This window comes from Methylobacterium sp. Leaf100, assembly GCF_001422845.1.
In the GTDB taxonomy this organism is placed as follows: domain Bacteria; phylum Pseudomonadota; class Alphaproteobacteria; order Rhizobiales; family Beijerinckiaceae; genus Methylobacterium.
Map to the genome: position 1 here is coordinate 1 of NZ_LMMW01000017.1, position 17,684 is coordinate 17,684.

The window sequence follows — 17,684 nt, forward strand, 5'->3', positions numbered from 1 at the left end:
TCGATCATCTCGGCCCGCACCGCCTCGGCCACCGCAGGCAGATCGCTCTCGGGAAGCCGACGCAGCGCGGACGTCTCGTCGAGACCGTCTAGAATCGAGTTTTGCTGTGACACCGAACAGACCTCACGCCCGGAGGAAAGATATGCGCGCAAAGGCTTGCGGCGCTTGATGATTTCGACACGGCCCAATGAAGCCGCGGGCTTCGTTCGTCGCCGGCAGACATCCCGGTCCGCGCCCCGAACGCATGGCTAGTCCACGTCGAGGGGCGCCGTGCCGGCGGCCTTGCCGTCGGCACCGAGGGTGATCTTCTGGATGCGCGCCTCGGCCCGCTGCAGCAGCGCGTCGCAATGGCGCTTGAGCGCCTCGCCGCGCTCGTAGATCGCCACGGATTCGTCGAGGGGCACGTCGCCCTTCTCCAGGCTGCGGACGATGCCTTCGAGCTGTTCGAGGGCCTGTTCGAACGGCAGATCCCGTATCGCGGACAGATCCTGCCCGGCGTCGGCATCGGCGCCAGCATCGATCGACGCCGGTGCGGCGGAGCGCGCTGAAGTCATTCCAGTCTACCCTTCATCGTGCCGGTCTAAGCCCGGCCCCGTCCGCTCGACAACCCCACGGGCCTGAGGACAACGCGCGCGCAGGCCGATTCGCCCGCCGGGGCGTCGTTTCGGCCACACCCTCCGGGCTGAGACATTGGTTGCGAAAAAGGCCCCAAGAGACTGTACGATAACATCAAATCCGGTGCGCCCATCTGTCGGGATGCGCCGCTCTCACGTCAGCGTGAGGGTGAAGGGGGTGCCTTCGAACGCGTCGGCACCGCGTCCGATCCGGGCGATGGCGGCGCTCATGCGCCCTTCGCGGCCGAGCATCCGGTCGGCGATGGCCACGAAATGCGGGTTGGGCGTCGCGCTCGGGGCGGCCGCCCGCAGGGCGTCGGCGACCTCCCCCTCGTCGCGCTTCGGCGCCAGGGCGCAGGCGGCGATGTAGGCGGCGGCGGTGGAGCGGCTGATACCGGCGTAGCAGTGGATCACCAGGGGGTCGGCCCGGTCCCAGGCGGCGACGAAGTCGAGGATGCGGCCGATATGGCCCTCGTCGGCCAGGACATGGCCGTCCATCGCCGCGGCGATGTCGCTGACCTCGACGACGCAATGCCCACCCTCGGCGATGGATTCGGGCCGGGCAATGGCGGTGCCGGCCTTCATGAGGGTCATGAGGCGGCGCGCGCCCGTCTCCGCCAGGGTTTCGGGCAGGCGCGACAGGGGGCAGACGTGGAGGGTCGGCATCAGGTGTCCGGCGTCGGGGCTTGGGAGCGATCGAGGAAACGGGCGAGGAAGCGACTCTGGGCCAGGGCGGTCGGCCACGGCTCGATCAGGGCCTCGGCCTCGGCGGTGAGGGGGCCCGGCTCGCCGAAGACGGCGGCGGCTTCCGCACGGTCGAAGCCAGCGAGCCGGACCGCCTCCCAATAGGCGGCAATTCCGTCGGCGCACTTCACCAGCCGAGCCTCCTCGGGGGACGGCTCCGGCAGGCCGAAGCGGGCCCGGATGGCGGCGAGGAGACGCCGTTCCACCGCCTTGTAGGAATCGCCGATCGCCGCCTTGAACGGCGAGATGATGTCGCCGATCACGTATTCGGGCGCGTCGTGCAGGAGGAGTTCGAGGCGCCGGGCCGGGGCGAGGCCGGGCACGAGGCCAGCGCCGATGGCCTCCACCAGCAGGGAATGCTGGGCCACGGAGAACACTTGCGGCCCGGCCGTCTGGCCGTTCCAGCGGGCGACGCGGGCGAGGCCGTGGGCGATGTCGGCGATCTCGATGTCGTCGGGCGACGGGTCGAGGAGGTCGAGGCGCCGGCCCGAGAGCATGCGCTGCCAGGCGCGCGGCGGGCTCACGCGGTGCCCTTCGACGTCTGGTTCCCGGGCCGACCGAGGGCGGCGCAGGGGGCGTGGCGGTGGCAGCCGACGAGGTGGTCGTTCACCATCCCCACCGCCTGCATGAAGGCGTGGACGATGGTCGGGCCGCAGAACGCGAAGCCCCGTGCCTTCAGGGCTTTGGCCATCCGCCGCGACACCTCCGTCTCCGTGGCGATGCCGGCCCGCGCCGTGGCCGTGCCCTGGATCGGCGTGCCGTCGACGAAGTCCCACAGGAACGCCGCGAAGCCGGGGCCGCTCTCCTCGAGGGCGAGGAAGGCCTTCGCCCCCGCGATGGTGCCGACGATCTTGGCCCGGTTGCGGATGATGCCGGTATCCTGCATCAGCCGCGCGACGTCGTCCTCGGTGAAGCGCGCGATGGCGACCGGATCGAAGCCCGCGAACGCGCGTCGAAAACCCTCGCGTCGGCGCAGAACCGTGATCCAGGACAGGCCGGCCTGGAACCCGTCGAGGATGAGTTTCTCGTAGAGCGCCCGGCCGTCGTGTTCGGGCACGCCCCATTCGGTGTCGTGGTAGGCGACGTAGACGGGATCGTCGCCGGCCCACCAGCAGCGGGGACATCCGTCGGGATGGTGGATCAGGCCGGATTCGTCGGACAGCATGGCCACTCATAACCGGAGAACGGGGCAGGAACAAACCGCTTCCGGTCAACCGGTCTTCCTTGGTTCTGCCGGTCTTTCCCAGTTCAGCCGGCCTGCACCGTCTCCGGGAACGCGAAGGTGGCGAACGACGGCTTCTCGGCGCCGAGGCGCGCGGCGCCCGCCCGCAGGGGCTCGCCCGTCGCGTGCGCGTCGGCGAGCCGGTCGAGGCGCAGCATCGCGAGGCCGCGCCCGCCCGCGACGCTGCCGACGGTGCCGAGGCTGCGTGCGCCGGAGGTCACCTCGGCCCCGCTCTCCAGGGTGCCTTCGAGGGCGACCACCGGCACGAGGCGGGTGCGGGCTGTGCCCCGGTGCTGCATGCGCGACACCACCTCCTGGCCGACGTAGCAACCCTTCTTGAAATCGACGCCGCCGAGCTGGTCCATGAGCGCCTCGTGCGGGAACGCGTCCGCGAAGGCGAAGTCGCGCCCGCCCTCCGGGATGCCGAGGGCGATGCGGTGGGCGTGGTAATCGGCCTCCGTGGCGTCGGCCGAGAAGGCGCCCTGCGCCGCGTAGAGGCGGTTGCCGAGGCCTTCGAGGCGGCCGTCCCGCACCGGATCGGTGTGGATGGCGGTGTCCGAACCGCCCCAGGCGGCGGCGACGCCGAGCGTCGGGTCGAGGGCCAGGGCCGCCTTGGCGCGCAGGCGGTAGAGGGTGAGGCGCTTGAGGAGGTCGGGCGCGCGGGCGGCGTCGGTGTCGAGGCGGAACCCGCCATCCGCCCCCGGGACGTCGATCCGGGAGATGAGGAAATCGAACAGCACCTTGCCCTGGGGGGTGAGCAGGGCGCCGAGGCGCGCCTCGCCGGGCTCCAGGGTCTCGACGTTGCAGGTGACGACGCCCTGGAGCAGGCCCGCAGCGTCCTCGCCCGTGCAGGTGACGACGGCGCGGTCGGGCAGGAGGGCGATGGGCATGAGGGCTCCGGAAATTCCCGTGGCGTTGCACGCCACTGGCGCCTGACATAAGCCGCCGGCACCCGCGTCTCAATGTGGAGCCCCCTGATGGACCAGCCCTTCGACCTCGTGCTCTCCGGCGGCACGATCGTGAATCAGGACGGCGAACACCGGGCCGATCTCGGTATCCGGGCGGGGCGCATCGCGGCGCTGGGCGACCTGTCGCGGGCCGACGCCACGGAGCGGCGCGACTGCACCGGCCTGCACCTCCTGCCGGGCGTCATCGACAGCCAGGTGCATTTTCGCGAGCCGGGCCTCGACCACAAGGAGGATCTGGAATCGGGCTCGCGCGCGGCGGTGATGGGCGGCGTCACGGCGGTGTTCGAGATGCCCAACACCAATCCGCTCACCACCAGCGCCGAAGCGCTGGCCGACAAGGTCGCGCGGGCGCATCACCGGATGCATTGCGACTTCGCGTTCTGGGTCGGCGGCACCCACGAGAACGCCCACCAGGTCGCCGAGCTGGAGTGCCTGCCGGGGGCGGCGGGCATCAAGGTGTTCGTCGGTTCCTCCACGGGCTCCCTGCTGGTGGAGGACGATGCCGGCGTCACCGAGATCCTGAAACGCACCCGTCGCCGCGCCGCCTTCCACGCCGAGGACGAGCCGATGCTGCGGGCGCAGGTGGATCGGCAGGTGCCGGGCGACCCGTCCTCGCACCCGGTCTGGCGCTCGCCCGAAGCGGCGCTCAAGGCGACGGAGCGCCTCGTGCGCATCGCCCGCGCCACGGGGGCGCGTATCCACATCCTGCATATCTCGACCCGGGAAGAGATGGTGTTCTTGGGGCAAGCCAAGGACGTCGCCACCTGCGAGGTGACGCCGCATCACCTCACCCTCGACGGGGGGGAGGCCTATGCGCGGCTCGGCACCCTGGTGCAGATGAACCCGCCCGTGCGCGACGCGTCGCACCGCGACGGCATCTGGCACGGGCTGTCCCAGGGGGTGGCCGACGTGCTCGGCTCCGACCACGCGCCGCATCTCCTGTCGGAGAAGGCGAAACCCTATCCGGCCTCGCCCTCCGGCATGACCGGGGTCCAGACCCTGGTGCCGATCATGCTCGACCACGTGGCCGCCGGGCGCCTGTCGCTGGCGCGCTTCGTCGATCTCACCAGTGCCGGCCCCAAGCGCCTGTTCGGGATCGCTCGCAAGGGGCGGCTTTCGGTGGGCTACGACGCCGACGTCACCGTGGTCGATCTGAAGCGCCGCGAGACCATCCGCAACGCCTGGATCGCCTCGAAATGCGGCTGGACGCCCTATGACGGCGTCACGGTGACGGGCTGGCCCGTGGGCACCGTCGTGCGGGGCGCCCCCGTGATGTGGCAGGGCGAACTCACCGCTCCGTCGCGGGGCGAGGCCGTGGTGTTCGAGGAGACGCTGGCGGCGCGGGGGTGAGTCCGCCGTCCCTCACGCGGCCCAAGTGACCGGGATGTCTGAGGTTTCTTACGGTGGGCGTGCATCCCCTCTCCCCGCAGGCGGGGAGAGGGGATGCACGCGGGCGTTTCGCTCAAGAACCTGAGGCCCGACCCTCAGGCTGCGTTCTGTTTCGCCGCGGCATGCACCACCGGCACCGCCGGGGCGCCTTCCCATTCGGAATGGGGCGGGATCGACTCGCCCTTCATCACGATGGTGAGGGGGCGCAGGCGGGCATAGGCGCCGACCTTGGTGTCGTACAGCACCGTCGAGAACGCGCCCACCGACACGCCCTCGCCGACGACCACCCGGCCGACCTTCATGATGCGGTCCTCGTAGAGGTGGGTCTGCAGGGCCGAGGTGCGGTTGATGGTGGCGTAGTCGCCGATGGTGACGCAGTCGAACTCGGTGATGTCGGTGGTGAGCATGCACACGCCCTTGCCCACCTTCACGCCGAGCAGCCGCAGCATCCAGGGCAGGAACGGCGTGCCGACGAGGTGCTCGAGCAGGACCTTGCCGGCGAGCCCCCAGTACAGCACCGCGACGGCCTCCGTCCGCATGGCCCACCACGACCACATCGGCTGCATGCCGGGCTTGTAGACCCCCATGAGCAGCCACTTCACCGCGATGACGGTGAAGGACTGGATGAACGCGATGGCGACGCTGACCGCCACGAAGGAGACGGCGAGGCCGGTCCAGTCCTGGGCCAGGATGGCGGGGTAGAAGTACCAGTCGATGGCGGTGATCGCGAGGGTGATGAACAGCATCGGCGAGAACGAGGTCGAGAACGCCTCGAAGATGCCGCGCCGGAGCTTGGGACCGAGGCCGGGCTCGTAGGTCTGGAGGTCGGAGCCGAGATCGACGCGCTGGCGCGCCGGCAGCTTGATCGGCGGCGAGCCGAACCAGGTGTCGCCCGGCGCCATGAGATCGTTGGCCGGCGGCTTCGACTTGATGCCGATGAGCACGTCGTCGGGGATCACGGCGCCCGGCGGCACCACGGCGTCGTTGCCGACGAAGACGCGGGCGCCGGTATGGACCTCGTGCAGGTGCATCCAGCCGCGCCGGATCTCTTCCTCGCCGAACACCACCTCGTCGGCGACGAAGTTGCGCGCGCCGATATCGGCCAGATCGTAGCGGCCGCCGAGGTTGGTCGAGATCTCGGCGCCCTGGCCCATGCGGGCGCCCATGAGCCGGTACCACGCCCGCATGTAGACCGTGGCGAACAGCGACGAGAGGGTTTCGAGGGTGACCTCGGCGGCGAGCGCCACCGTCCACTTGCGCAGGTAGAACCCGCTGTGGATCGAGTGGGTGCCGGACGAGACACGAGGCAGGATCGCCCAGCGGATGCCGGCGATGAGGAACACCGTGCCGGCCGTCATCAGCATGGCGGTGGGCCAGGTCAGCAGCGGCAGGTACCAGTGGTAGTCGATGTCCGTCAGGTCGGACAGCGAGTCGCTGAGCTGGTCGAAGATGTAGAAGGCCGGGAAGATCGGCAACAGGCCGATGGCGGGGATCGCCGCCAGCAGGAAGGTGTAGAGCACCCCGAAGGCGAGGCGCCGCTGCGGCGAGGCCGTGGCGGGCTCCGGCAGCAGCGTGGGGTCGGCGGTGCCGACGCGGCGGCCCGGCGAGCCGTCCCAGATCTCGGCCCGGCCCACCACGGTGCCGGTGGGAATCGTGGTGAGGTCGCCGATCTCGGCATGGTCGCCGATGGTCGTGTCGGGGCCGATGACGCAGGAGGCGCCGATGGCGACATCGGCCCCGATGGTGACCCGGCCGATGATGAGGGTGTCGCCCACCACCTCGGCGTTGGCGATGACGAGGCGCCCGCCGAGGGAGGCGCCGGGGCCGATGGAGACGAGGTCGGGGGCACCGATCTCCGCGTCGGAGATGAGGGTGTCGTCGCCGACCTTCGCGCCGAGCAGGCGTAGGTAGAACACGATGGCCGGCGAGCCCTGGAGCCACTTGATGTGCACCAGGGGCGTCAGGCGCTGCGCCAGCCACCAGCGGTAATAGTACACGCCCCAGAGCGGGTAGCGCCCGGGCTTGGTCCGCCCGAGAATCAGCCATTTCGCCGCCACCGCGATGGCGGCGGTGACGGCGTTGATGCCGATATAGACCAGCAGCAGCACGACGAGTTCGCCGAAGAAGCCGAGCCCGCCGCCCGTGAGCAGCAGGTAGGTCACGAAGATGCCGAGCCATTGCGAGGTGGCCAGCGCGATGACGAAGGGCAGGGCGGCGGCCTGGGCGAGGCCGCAGAGGAAGCGCCGCCGGAACGAGGGCGGGGCGAAGCTGAGGTCCCGCACCGCCATCTGCGCCCCGGCCCCGCCGGTGCGTTCGATGAGGGCGTCGGCCATGCTCCGCAGGGTGCGCCGGCCGTAGACGTCCTGCAGGGTGATGGCGGCGAGCGCCGGCGCCTCGCGCACGGCGCCGACGAAGCGGGCGGCCAGCAGCGAATGGCCGCCGAGATCGGTGAAGAAGTCGCCCTCGAACGGGATCGCCTGGTTGCCGAACACCTGGTTGGCGGCCGCCAGGAGCGCCGCCTCGGTCTCGTTGCGCGGGGGCTCCTGCTCGCCCGAGACGTCGGCGACCGTCAGCGTCGCCGCCCGCAGGGCCTTGCGGTCGACCTTGCCGGAGGTCAGGCGCGGCAGCACCTCGGCCACCTCGAAATGCCCCGGCACCATGTAGGGCGGCATCTGTCCGGCGAGGGTCTGCCGCAGGGCGGCCTTGTCGATCTCGATGCCGCGCTCGGGCACCAGGAAGGCGACGAGGCGGTCGACGCCGTCGTCCTGGCGCAGGACCACCGCCGCCTGGTTGATGCCGGGCAGCACCTGGATGCGCGATTCGATCTCGCCGAGCTCGACCCGGAAGCCGCGGATCTTCACCTGATCGTCGATGCGGCCGTGGAACAGGATGTTGCCGGCCGCGTCAACGGAGACCGCATCGCCCGAGCGATAGAGGACCGGGTCGGTCCCGTCGGAGGGGTAGGGGTTGGCGATGAACTTCTCCGCCGTCAGCTCGGGGCGCTTGAGATAGCCCCCCGCGACGCCGGGGCCTCCGATGAGGAGCTCGCCGGGTTGGCCGGGTTCGAGAAGTTCGAGGGTCTCGCCGGCGACGTACACCGAATAGTTCGGGATCGGGCCGCCGATGGTGACGGGCGTGCCGGCCCGCATCTGCGCCGCGGTGGCGACCACCGTCGCCTCCGTCGGCCCGTAGGTGTTGAACAGGGCGCGGCCGTCCGTCGCCCAGCGGGCCACCAGGGGTTCGGGCAGGGCCTCGCCGCCGAGAAGCACCAGCCGCACCGTGGGCAGGTCCTCAGCGATCATGGCGAGCAGGGTCGGCACCGTGTCGAGCACCGTGACGCGGGCGCGGGCGAGGATGCCCGGCAGGGCCTCGACGTCGCCCATCATGGCCGGCGAGGCCACGAACAGGGTCGCGCCGACGAGATAGGGGACCCAGATCTCCTCCATGGAGAGATCGAAGGCGACGCTTGCGCCCTGGAACACCACGTCGTCGGGCCGCATGCCGTAGAGGGCGTTTCCGGACCGCAGGAAATGGCAGATGTTGGCGTGGCTGATCGCGATGCCCTTCGGCACGCCCGTCGAGCCCGAGGTGTAGATCAGGTAGGCCGGGTGCTGGGGCGTCAGCCCCAGCGCACGCGGGTCGGGTCGGGGCGCATCCGCCGGCGTTCCCGCCAGCAGGGCGTCCACGGTGAGGGCGGGTGCGGCGTCGGGGGCCTGGGACGCCAGGGCCGGAGAGACGAGGAGCGCCTTGGCGGCGGCGTCCGCGAGGCACACGGCGACGCGGTCGGCCGGGGCCTCGGCGTCGAAGGGCAGCCAGGCGGCGCCCGACAGGGTGATGCCGATCTGGGCCACGAGGAGGTCGGGACCCCGCGCCATCCACAGGCCGACGACGTCGCCGGGGCCGATGCCGCGATGCGCCAGCCCCCGGGCGATGGCGCCGGCCCGCGCTTCGACCTCCGCGTAGGTGAGGGCCGGGTGGGCGCCGTCGGCGTCGCTGAGCGCCCCGTCGACGAGGGCCGGATGATCGGGGCGGGCGGCGGCGCTGGCGGAAAAAATCTCGCCCAGGACCTCGTCGCGGATGAGGTCGGGGCGTGCCTCGCCGCGCAGGACCGCCTTTCCGGTTAGGCTCGCCTGGCCGCGCGGGGTCTCCTGCCCGGACAGGACCGACTGGCGCGTGGGCCCATCCGCCAGGGGCCGGGCTGTCTCGGCGAGACTGGTCATCCACTGCTCCGCTGCCGGATCCTCGGGCCCGCTGCCTGCGGCGAGCCTCGGATGCGCTTCGTTCTGGCCGGGTAAGGCGCTCGGATCACGCCGGAATCGCGGCAACGCCCGAAGTTCGGCGGTGCCTTAGCACGTTTGACCGGACGTGAGAGACCCGATCCGCCCGCAGGACCGGGCCGGAATACGGATCACGCCCAGCGCCATCACGCCCAACGCCAAGTCGCGCCCTCGATGACCAGGACGCCGCCCTGGCGGATGCCCATGCGCGGCGCCTCGCGGATGCCGAGGCAGCCCCGGATCACCAGGATCGCGCGGGCGACGCCGCCATGGGCGACGATGCAGGCCGGCCCCTCGAGGGCGGCGAGGGCGGGGGCGACCCGTTCGACCAGCATGGCGTAGCTCTCCCCGCCCTCGCCCGGCGGCCGGTAACCCCAGCGGTTGCGGTCGCGCGCCAGGGCCCGGGCCATGTCCCGACGCCGGATCTCGGCCCAGGTCGAGCCTTCCCACGTGCCGAAGCTGATCTCCTTCAGGCGTGCGTCGGTGCGGTAGGCCTCGGGCGCGAGGTCGAGGCGGGCGCGCACGGCCTCCATGGTGCTGCGGGTGCGGGCCAGGGGGCTCGCGACGAAGTCGAGACGGGGGAGATCCGCGCCCGCCGCCTGCGCCAGGCGCCCGGCCGCTTCGTCGGCCTGGCGGAGGCCCTCGGCGTTGAGGGCGATGTCGCGCTGGCCCTGGAGACGGCCTTCCGCGTTCCAGTCGGTCTGACCGTGGCGGACGACGTAGAGGGTCGGGGTCATGAGGCACGCCCCACCGCGCGCTGCTTCCCATCTGCCGGGCGGCGCTTGTCGGCTGCCGCGCGACGCGCATCGGAACGGCCGCGCTTGCGGATCGTTGTCGGTTCCAGGGGCTCGGCTGGTTTCGAGGTCTTGGTCGGTTTCAAGATCCTGCGCGCCTCGATCGTCAGCGGACGAATTTCCATATGCCGCACAAGCCCATCAAGCCGGAATCCGGCAAGTCCGGTGCGAAGTCGGGAGCCCGGGGAAAGCCCGGGGGAACGGTGGCGGAGGAGGGCGGTTCCCGCAAGCCGCACAAGGCCTCCCGTGCTGACGCCACCCCCGGAATCGTCACCGTGGCGCCGGGGCGAGCCTTGGAAGGATCCGCCTTCGATCTCTCCGCCGTCGACGCGAACGCCGATGGCGGCCTCGACAAGGCGGCGGCCAAGCAGGCGCTGGCCGTGGAGCGCGCCCGCATCGTGTCCCTGCAGGAACGGCTCTACGCCGAGCACAGGCGCAGCCTGCTGGTGGTGTTCCAGGCCATCGACACCGGCGGCAAGGACGGCACCATCCGGGCGGTGTTCGAGGGCGTGAACCCGCAGGGCTGCCGGGTGTGGCCGTTCAAGGTGCCGAGCGCCGAGGAGGCCGCCCACGACTTCCTGTGGCGCTACCATGCCAAGACGCCGGGCCGCGGCATGATCGGCGTGTTCAACCGCAGCCATTACGAGGACGTGCTGGTGGTGCGGGTGAAGGGCCTCGTCCCCGAGCCGGTCTGGCGGGCGCGCTACGGCCAGATCAACGATTTCGAGCGGATGCTCACCGCCGAGGGCACCACGATCCTGAAGTTCTTCCTCCACATCTCGAAGGCCGAGCAAAAGGAGCGCCTGGAGGCCCGCATCGCCACCCCGGAGAAGCACTGGAAGTTCGACGCCGCCGACCTCGTGGAGCGCCGGTCCTGGGACGCCTACCAGGCCGCCTTCGCGGATGCGCTGAGGCAGTGCTCGACGCCGGACGCGCCGTGGCACGTGGTCCCGGCCAACCGCAAGTGGTTCCGCAACCTCCTCGTCGCCCGCACCATCGCCGATACCCTGGAGGCGATGGACCCACGCGTCCCGGACGCGCGACCGGGCGTGGCCGGGATGACCGTGCCGGATTGAGGGGCGCACCGCGTGTCCTGTCGGGGGCGTCCCGTCCTTCTGGAACTCGGCTGCGACGCCGGTGTCGAGGTGATCTTTTCGCATGATCCCGCGAGAAACCCAGGACCCCGGAGTCCATGAGGATCGCGATCGAGGCGGTGCTAACCGGGCGACGCTCGCGGAGATCGCCGCCCTCGAGACCCTGTCGACCTCCTGGCGGAGCCTCGCCGCCCGGCGCCTGGAGCGGAGCGCCGTGGAGGATTGGACCCCACGCCTGAGCGGTGAGGGGTGAGCCGCACGCGCGCCCGGGACGCCCGGCCTTGCCGGTAAGGGCAGGTCGGCCTAGTGATTAGCATCCTAACTAAATGGAGGCTCGTCATGCCGGACCCATTGGTGCTTTTTGCCCGGATCACGCCCAAGCCCGAACATCGCGCCGCCGCCCGTGCCGCAGTCCTGGCGATCCTGACGGTCACACGGTCCGAACCGGGCTGCCGCCGCTTCACTCTGCACGACGACCGGGACGGCGACGGGCCGCTCTACCTCTACGAGGTCTGGGACGACGAGGCGGCCCTCGCCGCTCACCATGCCCAACCCTATACGCGCGCCGTGTTCGAGCGGTATCGGACGTGGCTGTCCGAGCCGGTCGCGATCACGCGGTTGCGCGCGATCGGGGAGGGCGCATGTTCTTCCTGAAGGAGCTGCCCACGCGGGCGATGCTTCAGAGCTACTCTGACCGCTACCCGGGCATGGATGCCGGGCCCGTCGCCGAGGCGCTTCGGCTCCTGCGGCGCGCAAGCCTGTTGATGCGCGCGCTGGAGGCGTACTTCACCGCCCACACGCTGTCGCAGACCCGCTTCCTCATCCTGATCGTCATCGATCGGGAGCCCGGGCAAGGGGGACTCATGGGCCGTGAAATCGCCGACCGGCTCGACATCTCACGTCCCGTCGTGACCGAAACCGTCAAGGCCATGACGCGGGCGGGCCTGCTCGGCAGCGCTCCGGTTCCGGGGGACGGCAGGGCCAAGCGCATCACCCTGACGCCGGCCGGGCGCGCGGTGCTCGCCGACCTCCTGCCCGGCTACTTCGCCCTCATCGCCGATTTCATGGCGCGCGAGGGCGACGGGACCGCGTGACCGCCCGGCCTCAATCCTTGTCGAGGCTGAGGTCCGGCGCCTCGGGGTTCTTCATGCCGACCACGTGGTAGCCGGCGTCGACGTGGAGGATCTCGCCGGTCATGCCCCGGCTCATGTCCGAGACGAGGTAGGCGGCGGTCTCGCCGACCTCGTCGATGGTCACCGTGCGGCGCAAGGGGGCGTTGTACTCGTTCCACTTGAGGATGTAGCGGAAGTCGCCGATGCCGGAGGCGGCGAGCGTCTTGATCGGGCCGGCCGAGATGGCGTTGACGCGGATCTTCGAGGGGCCGAGGTCGGCGGCCAGATACCGCACGGAGGCTTCGAGCGCGGCCTTGGCCACCCCCATGACGTTGTAGTGCGGCATCCACTTCTCGGCGCCGTAATAGGTCAGGGTGAGGAGCGAGCCGCCGTTCGGCATCAGCTTCTCGGCGCGCTGGGCCACCGCCGTGAACGAGTAGCAGGAGATCAGGAGCGATTTCGTGAAGTTCGCCTCCGAGGTCTCGAGGTAGCGGCCCGTCAGCTCGTCCTTGTCCGAGAAGGCGATGCAGTGGACGACGAAATCGAGGCCTTCGGGAAACACCTCGGCCGTGGCGGCGAACACCGCGTCGATGGAGGCCGGATCGGTGACGTCGCAATGGCCGACCACGTGGGCGTCGAGTTCGCGGGCCAGGGGCTCGACGCGCTTCTTCAGGGCGTCGCCCTGGTAGGTGAAGGCGAGCTTGGCCCCGTGGGCGGCGGCGGATTTCGCGATGCCCCAGGCGATGGAGCGGTTGTTGGCGACACCGAGCACCAGCCCGCGCTTGCCGGCGAGAAGGCCGCCGACGTGCAGGCCACCGACGTGATCGTGAACCGGGTTCGTGTCCGCCATGAAGTCACCTGAGCCAGAAGCGTCGCCGGGCATGCCGAGGCCCGGCCGGAGGGATCGGACGGACGGACGCGCCGCGCGCACTCTCTATAACGGCATGCGCCGCGCGCACTCTTAGCGGAGGCATGCCGGTGACGGAAGTCCGGGTTTTCCGTGCCGGATTCCGCGTGCGACGTGCGGCGTCTCAGCCGACCCGGGCGGCGCGCCGGGCCTTGGCGTAATCCGTGAGCGCCGTGTCCTCGGCACTCGGCAGGGCGACGGCGGTGGTGGCGAAGAGGTCGCCCCGCGTCCCGTCCTTCTTCGGCAGACCCTTGCCCTTGAGCCGGAAGGTCCGGCCCGAACTCGTCATGGCGGGGATCCGCATCTCGACGGCGCCCGTCAGGGTCGGCACCCGGATCGGGCCGCCCAGGACCGCGTCCTCCAGGGGCACCTCGACGGAGGCGCGCAGATCCGCCCCGTCCGGGGTGAAGCGGGCATGCGGCAGGATGCGGATGGTGAGCAGCGCGTCGCCCGGCGCGCCGCGCCCGCCCGGCGATCCGAGGCCGCGCAGGCGGATCACCTGGCCGTCGATCACGCCGCGCGGCACCACCACGTCGACGTCGCGCCCGCCCGGCAGGGACAGGCGCAGCTTCTCCTCGCTCGCCACCTGCTCGAGGGTCACGGCGAGTTCGGCCGCCACGTCCTCGCCCTTGGCCGGCTCGCGCTGCCCGGCGCCGGCCCCACCGGCCCCGGCGCGGAACGCTTCGCCGAACAGGTGCGAGAAGATGTCGTCGCCCATGCCCCCAGGCCCTCCGCCGCCGGGGCCGCCGGCGCCGCGCCCCCGGGCCGCGTTCTCGAAGCCGAACCCGCCGGCCCGTCCACCGCCGCCGCCGAAGCCCCCGAACCCCTCGAACCCGCTCGCGCGAGGCTTGCCGTCACCGTCGATCTCGCCCCGGTCGAACTGCCCGCGTTTCCCCGCGTCGCCCAGGATCTCGTAGGCCGAATTCGCCTCGGCGAAGCGGTCCTTGGCCTTGGCGTCGCCGGCGTTGCGGTCGGGGTGGTAGGCCTTGGCGAGCTTGCGGTAAGCCTTCTTGATGTCGGCTTCGCTGGCACCCTTGGGCACACCCAGGACGTCGTAGGGATTGCGCATCGGTCAACACTGTCTCGGTGCCGTGAGGAGCTTGGCCGTGGGGAGCCGGCGGTTTCGCTGCCTCGGATTCATCGCGCCTGATGTGGACGGTTCGCGGCCGGTTCGCAACGCGAGGCCCGGAGATTTCGCCGGCGCACCATCGCGGGCGCCGTTTCCCGGGCGGTTCCTTCCGGTGTCAGGCCGCCAGTGTCAGGCCGTGTTGCCGGCGTCAGATCGCCGTCTTGGTGCCGCGCACGCGCTTCAGGGCCCACTCGCCCCCCGAGGGCTTGCAGCCGGTGCCGCGCAGGAACCGGCTCCGTCCGGGCGCGATCACCGAGGCGAGGAAGTCGCGGCAGACCTGATCGTTGGACACGTAGGGCAGGCCCGTCGGATTGACCGAGCCGCGCAGGCTGGTCTCGGGGTTGTCCCACTTCACCGGGCGGCCGTTGCCCTGCGGATCGAGGGCCACCGACAGGGCCGCGTGCGCCCGGCGCCAATCCTCGGCCCCGAGGTCGCGGCCGAAGCTTTCGGGCGGACGCGCGATGCTGCCGGTGCTCGTCGGTTCCGGCGGCAGGGCGGCTTCCGCGACGGTCTCTGTCTGGAAGGTGATGATCGGCAGGCCGCAGCCCGACAGGGGCAGGAACACCAGGGCGGCGAGGGCGCGCCAGGCATGCGACGCCGCGCGGGAAGGGCGGTGCGTTCCGCCGCAAGCCGTGGTCCGTCGCGAAAAACCCGCGGCGGGGACCTTGGCCGCCGCCCCTTTCGTCCTAAAGTCGCACCGACGCATTACACTTGATCTCACGACGGGAGAGGACCGATGGCCAACCGCGCCCCACGTCGGTGCCCCCCGACCCGGATCTCACGTTAGCCAGGATGTTCGCCTTGGATCGGTTAAGGATCGATGACCTCGCCCCGTCGAACGACTTCACCCGCGCGACGGATCCCTGGGCCCTGTTCGCCGCCTGGATGGCGCAAGCGGAGGCGTCGGAGCCCAACGACGCCAACGCCATGGCGCTGGCCACCGCCGGCTCGGACGGCCTGCCCGACGTGCGGATGGTTCTCCTGAAGGGCGTCGATGCGCGCGGGTTCGTGTTCTACACCAACACCGACTCGGCCAAGGGCGAGGAACTGGCGCAGAACCCCCAGGCCGCCCTGGTGCTGCATTGGAAGAGCCTGCGCCGGCAGATCCGCGCCCGCGGCCCCGTGTCCCATGTGACCCCCGAGGAGGCCGACGCGTATTTCGCCAGCCGGGCCCGTGACAGCCGCATCGGCGCCCATGCCAGCCGGCAATCGCGGCCGCTCGCCGACCGGGCCACCCTGGAGGCGGAGGTGGCGACCCTCGCCGCCCGGTTCGAGGACGGTCCGGTGCCGCGCCCGGAGAACTGGATCGGTTTTCGGGTCGCGCCGGTCTCGATCGAGTTCTGGCAGGACGGCCCGTTCCGCCTGCACGACCGGGTGCGGTTCACGCGTGCCGGCGATGGCTGGGCGGGGGCCCGGCTCTATCCGTGACCCGATGGGGTTGGGGCACGATCCCCGAGGGCGGGCGCCGCCGCTTGGTGCGGCGCGGGATGGACCCTGGATTTTAGGACCGGCGGCGCTTAGACCTTGAGGCCGGTGCGGCGGGTGCTCTTTCGTTGACTGCCTCCCGATCCCGAAGGAACGGTCTTGGCCACATCCTCCAACGAACGCCGCCGCGTCATGCTGCTCACGGGGGCCAGCCGCGGCATCGGCCACGCCACCGTCAAGCGCTTCTCGGCGGCCGGCTGGCGGGTGATCACCTGCTCGCGCCACGCGTTTCCCGAGAACTGCCCGTGGGAAATGGGGCCGGAGGATCACCTCCAGGTCGATCTGGCCGATCCCGAGGACACCATGCGGGGGATCCGGGAAGTGGCCGGACGCCTCGCCGACGAGGGCGGCCTGCTCCACGCCCTCGTCAACAACGCGGGAATTTCGCCCAAAGGCGCCAACGGCGAGCGCCTCGGCGCCATCGCCACGGAGTTCGGCGACTGGCGCAAGGTGTTTCAGGTCAACGTGTTCGCGCCGCTCCTGCTCGCGCGCGGCCTGTGCGAGGAGCTGACCCGGGCCAAGGGCTCCATCGTCAACGTCACCTCCATCGCGGGGTCCCGCGTCCATCCCTTCGCGGGCGCCGCCTACGGTACCTCGAAGGCGGCGCTCGCCGGCCTCACCCGCGAGATGGCGAGCGATTTCGGACCCCTCGGGGTGCGGGTCAACGCGATCTCGCCGGGCGAGATCGACACCGCCATCCTGTCGCCCGGCACGGACAAGATCGTCGCCGGCATCCCGCAGCGCCGTCTCGGCACCCCCGACGAGGTGGCCAAGGCGATCTACTTCCTGTGCACCGAGGCCTCGTCCTACGTGAACGGCGCCGAGCTGCACATCAACGGCGGCCAGCATGTCTGAACGGGGGCGGTCGCCCGCGCGCCTCGCTGCCCTGCTGCTCGTCGCCCTTCCGCTCCCGGCCGCCGCCGAACCGGCCGTCACGATTCTCGACCTGCCGTTCTCGGCGAGCGCCCTGCGCGGTCCCGGCAGCGAGGTCGCGATCGCGGTGGCGACCTCCGGCCTCCTCCCCCTGGCGCGGCCGAAGCCGGGCGGGACGGGCGCGGCGGCGGAGGGGGGGCCCATCGCCGTGGTCTGGGGAGAGGCGGGGGGCGCGGTCCTCGCCCTCGTCGACGGGCACGTCACCGCGACGCTCCTCGGCCGCGAGGCCGTCGAGGGGCTGGCCGCCGCCGAGACCCCGCGCGGGGCGCTTCCCGGGTCCCGCCGGGCGCTGTCCGGCGCCCTCTCGGCCCATCTCGCCGAGCCCGTGACGGTGCGCGGCCGGCTGGGCGCGGGCGCGCTCGTGATCCGCGAGCGGAAGGCCGTTCCCATGAGTGCGGAGCCGAAGGCCGTGCCCGTCGCCACCGCGACGGTCCGGCCCGCGCCCGATCCCGCCTTCGCCCCGCGCGCGCCGCGCATCGCGGCCTTCGACGGCCGCCCCGCCATCCTGGCGGTGGGCGAGACCGAGGACGGGTCCTCGCTGATGGTCGTCGAGCCCGCCGAGTCCGGCTGGAGCGTGCGGGCGCGCAGCCCCGCCGAGCCCGGCAGGCCGCTCCAGGTGGCGGGCGTCGCGGATTTCTCCGGCACCGGCCGGATGCAGGTCGCCGCGACGGGCTCGGCCGACGGAACCGCGCGGCTGCGGCTGTGGGCCTACGAGGGCGGCGCCCTGCGGCCCCTTCTGTCGGCACCCGGCTACGACGCCGCGGCACCGGGCGAGGGCGGTCCCGATCTGGCGGCGCTCCTTCCCCGCGACGGGGCCGTGGACCTCGCCGTGCCGGTGGCCGACCGCTCGGCCCTCGCGATCGTGTCCCTGAAGGGCGCCATCACGGAGCGCGCCCGCGCGCCCCTGCCGGCGCCCGCCGCCTTCGGCGTCGCCACCCTCGGGGCCGGGGCGGCCGCCCGCCTCCTCGTTGGCCTCGCCGACGGGCGCATCGCCGTGGTGAACCCCAATCCGTGAG

At 71.6% G+C, this 17,684-nt stretch carries 18 protein-coding genes; 8 read left to right on the forward strand and 10 right to left on the reverse strand.

The genetic code is table 11. From position 1 onward, the window contains the following. Positions 1 to 248 precede the first annotated feature (248 nt). The 5 genes from ASF25_RS11830 to ASF25_RS11850 form a co-directional block, all read right to left on the reverse strand. Positions 249 to 554, reverse strand: coding sequence for an exodeoxyribonuclease VII small subunit (locus ASF25_RS11830; RefSeq protein WP_056174868.1), 306 nt, complete (start codon positions 552 to 554; stop codon positions 249 to 251). 213 nt (positions 555 to 767) lie between these two features. After that, positions 768 to 1,280: a hypothetical protein gene (locus tag ASF25_RS11835; protein ID WP_056304870.1), complete on the reverse strand. Its 513-nt coding sequence runs from the start codon at positions 1,278 to 1,280 to the stop codon at positions 768 to 770. Continuing rightward, positions 1,280 to 1,855, reverse strand: coding sequence for an HD family hydrolase (locus ASF25_RS11840; protein ID WP_056304887.1), 576 nt, complete (start codon positions 1,853 to 1,855; stop codon positions 1,280 to 1,282). Before ASF25_RS11840 ends, ASF25_RS11835 begins: the two co-directional genes overlap by 1 nt. A 23-nt stretch (positions 1,856 to 1,878) precedes the next feature. Next, positions 1,879 to 2,523 (reverse strand): DNA-3-methyladenine glycosylase I, encoded by a 645-nt coding sequence (locus ASF25_RS11845; RefSeq protein ID WP_056175102.1) that lies wholly within the window; start codon positions 2,521 to 2,523, stop codon positions 1,879 to 1,881. A gap of 83 nt (positions 2,524 to 2,606) precedes the next feature. Further along, a complete protein-coding gene (locus ASF25_RS11850) occupies positions 2,607 to 3,470 on the reverse strand; it encodes a folate-binding protein YgfZ (RefSeq protein ID WP_056304872.1) in 864 nt (287 codons plus the stop codon). Positions 3,471 to 3,557: 87 nt separating this feature from the next. On the opposite strand from ASF25_RS11850, the gene ASF25_RS11855 reads away from it, so the two are divergent. After that, positions 3,558 to 4,898 carry a dihydroorotase gene (locus tag ASF25_RS11855; protein WP_056174873.1) on the forward strand — a complete coding sequence of 447 codons (1,341 nt, stop codon included), beginning with the start codon at positions 3,558 to 3,560 and terminating at the stop codon, positions 4,896 to 4,898. Positions 4,899 to 5,032: 134 nt separating this feature from the next. On the opposite strand, the gene ASF25_RS11860 is transcribed toward ASF25_RS11855, so the two are convergent. Beyond that, positions 5,033 to 9,157, reverse strand: a complete 4,125-nt coding sequence (locus ASF25_RS11860; protein WP_082502642.1) for a Pls/PosA family non-ribosomal peptide synthetase — start codon at positions 9,155 to 9,157, stop codon at positions 5,033 to 5,035. Between the two features lie 203 nt (positions 9,158 to 9,360). Beyond that, positions 9,361 to 9,951, reverse strand: a complete 591-nt coding sequence (locus tag ASF25_RS11865; RefSeq protein ID WP_056174875.1) for a histidine phosphatase family protein — start codon at positions 9,949 to 9,951, stop codon at positions 9,361 to 9,363. A gap of 182 nt (positions 9,952 to 10,133) precedes the next feature. Here ASF25_RS11865 and ASF25_RS11870 point away from each other — a divergent pair, with 182 nt between their 5' ends. The 4 genes from ASF25_RS11870 (at position 10,134) to ASF25_RS11885 (ending at position 12,196) form a co-directional block, all read left to right on the forward strand. Beyond that, complete coding sequence (locus ASF25_RS11870) at positions 10,134 to 11,084, forward strand: polyphosphate kinase 2 family protein (RefSeq protein WP_156368957.1); 951 nt, start codon at positions 10,134 to 10,136, stop codon at positions 11,082 to 11,084. Between the two features lie 82 nt (positions 11,085 to 11,166). After that, positions 11,167 to 11,355: a 3-alpha domain-containing protein gene (locus tag ASF25_RS11875; protein ID WP_056304874.1), complete on the forward strand. Its 189-nt coding sequence runs from the start codon at positions 11,167 to 11,169 to the stop codon at positions 11,353 to 11,355. 86 nt (positions 11,356 to 11,441) lie between these two features. Beyond that, positions 11,442 to 11,756 (forward strand): putative quinol monooxygenase, encoded by a 315-nt coding sequence (locus ASF25_RS11880; RefSeq protein WP_056174880.1) that lies wholly within the window; start codon positions 11,442 to 11,444, stop codon positions 11,754 to 11,756. Further along, positions 11,744 to 12,196, forward strand: a complete 453-nt coding sequence (locus ASF25_RS11885) for a MarR family transcriptional regulator (RefSeq protein ID WP_056304876.1) — start codon at positions 11,744 to 11,746, stop codon at positions 12,194 to 12,196. The genes ASF25_RS11880 and ASF25_RS11885 overlap by 13 nt, the downstream gene beginning before the upstream one ends. Positions 12,197 to 12,206: 10 nt before the next feature. Here ASF25_RS11885 and fabI read toward each other — a convergent pair whose 3' ends face one another. From fabI to ASF25_RS11900, 3 genes are all read right to left on the reverse strand, one after another. Further along, a complete protein-coding gene (gene fabI, locus ASF25_RS11890) occupies positions 12,207 to 13,064 on the reverse strand; it encodes an enoyl-ACP reductase FabI (RefSeq protein ID WP_056174885.1) in 858 nt (285 codons plus the stop codon). 181 nt (positions 13,065 to 13,245) lie between these two features. Next, complete coding sequence (locus ASF25_RS11895; protein WP_056304878.1) at positions 13,246 to 14,190, reverse strand: DnaJ C-terminal domain-containing protein; 945 nt, start codon at positions 14,188 to 14,190, stop codon at positions 13,246 to 13,248. Positions 14,191 to 14,398: 208 nt separating this feature from the next. Further along, positions 14,399 to 14,818, reverse strand: coding sequence for an RT0821/Lpp0805 family surface protein (locus tag ASF25_RS11900; protein ID WP_244473001.1), 420 nt, complete (start codon positions 14,816 to 14,818; stop codon positions 14,399 to 14,401). A gap of 224 nt (positions 14,819 to 15,042) precedes the next feature. Between ASF25_RS11900 and pdxH the strand changes: the two genes are divergently transcribed. The 3 genes from pdxH to ASF25_RS11915 all read left to right on the forward strand — a co-directional run bounded on the left by pdxH (position 15,043) and on the right by ASF25_RS11915 (position 17,683). Next, complete coding sequence (pdxH, locus tag ASF25_RS11905) at positions 15,043 to 15,678, forward strand: pyridoxamine 5'-phosphate oxidase (protein WP_082502646.1); 636 nt, start codon at positions 15,043 to 15,045, stop codon at positions 15,676 to 15,678. Positions 15,679 to 15,867: 189 nt separating this feature from the next. Continuing rightward, positions 15,868 to 16,590 (forward strand): SDR family oxidoreductase, encoded by a 723-nt coding sequence (locus ASF25_RS11910; RefSeq protein WP_056095925.1) that lies wholly within the window; start codon positions 15,868 to 15,870, stop codon positions 16,588 to 16,590. Next, the gene (locus ASF25_RS11915) at positions 16,583 to 17,683 is read left to right on the forward strand and encodes a hypothetical protein (protein WP_056304880.1); all 1,101 of its coding nucleotides are present in this window, start codon (positions 16,583 to 16,585) and stop codon (positions 17,681 to 17,683) included. The genes ASF25_RS11910 and ASF25_RS11915 overlap by 8 nt, the downstream gene beginning before the upstream one ends. Position 17,684 lies beyond the last annotated feature (1 nt).